The sequence below is a fragment of the Streptomyces sp. NPDC101227 genome (assembly GCF_044767545.1).
In the GTDB taxonomy this organism is placed as follows: domain Bacteria; phylum Actinomycetota; class Actinomycetes; order Streptomycetales; family Streptomycetaceae; genus Streptomyces.
This window is the reverse complement of the sequence record NZ_JBIWOD010000047.1, coordinates 1-1,040: the sequence shown is the minus strand read 5'-3', so window position 1 is coordinate 1,040 and position 1,040 is coordinate 1. Positions and strand designations below refer to the sequence as shown.

Here is a 1,040-nt window from a genome sequence, read left to right as displayed (position 1 = left end):
GTTTCCCGTCCAGTGCGGTGTGGCATCGGTGGTGGTTGTAGGTGTGGAGGAAGTCTGTCAAGGCTTCGGTCCGCTCGGTGTTGCTGGTGTAGGGCCGTAGGTAGGCCCATTCGTCGAGCAGGGTGCGGTTGAAGCGTTCGACCTTGCCGTTGGTCTGGGGGCGGTAGGGCTGGATGCGTCTGTGCGCGATGCCTGCGGCAGTCAGGGTCCGGGTGAACAGCTTGGACTTGTAGCAGGGGCCGTTGTCGGTCAGGACCCGCTCGATGGTGATGCCGTGGGCGGCGAAGAACGCGTGGGCTCGCTGCCAGAAGGCAGTGGCGGTCTCTTTGCGTTCGTCGGTCAGGACCTCGCTGTAGGCCAGGCGGGAGTGGTCGTCGATGGCGGAGTGGATGTAGCTGTAGCCGATCACCGGTTTACAGCTCTTGCGCCGATTGGTGGTGGCCTGGCGGTTGCGGTCGCCGGATTCTCTGCCGACCGTGCGCCAGCCGCCGCCGTCGGGGATCCTGCCGAGCTTTTTGATGTCGACGTGGACCATCTCGCCCGGCCGGGCCCGCTCGTAACGCCTGACCGGCTGGCCGGTGGGGCGGTCGAGCCAGGCCAGACGGTTCAGGCCGTGCCGTGTCAGGATCCGGTACACGGTGGAGCCCGGCAGGCCCAGGATCGGGCCGATGCGGGCAGGTCCCAGCTTGCGGCTCTGCCGCAGTTCGCACACGTGGGCTTCGGTTTGTGACGCGGTGCGGTGCGGGGTGGTGCGGGGCCGGCTGGAACGGTCCGCCAAGCCCGCATCGCCCTCGGCCCGCCACCGCCGCACCCACTTGTGGGCCGTGGGACGAGAGACACCCATCTCGGCAGCGACGTGCGCGACGGGACGCCCTGAGCAGACACGTTGGACCAGCAACCGCCTGCCATAAATAGTCAGCCGGGCATTACGGTGGGACACGAAGACCTCCGTGCGGTGAAGCGTAGACACCTCCACCACACCGGAGGTCTTCGCCATTGATCAAGCCCAGCGACTGTTAACAACGCTCGTGATCAATACA

At 66.3% G+C, this 1,040-nt stretch carries 1 protein-coding gene; it reads right to left on the bottom strand.

The window, feature by feature from the left end; genetic code table 11:
- A partial coding sequence (locus ACIRPT_RS40945; protein WP_403836983.1) for an IS481 family transposase occupies positions 1–940 on the bottom strand: 940 nt, incomplete at its 3' end.
- Positions 941–1,040 lie beyond the last annotated feature (100 nt).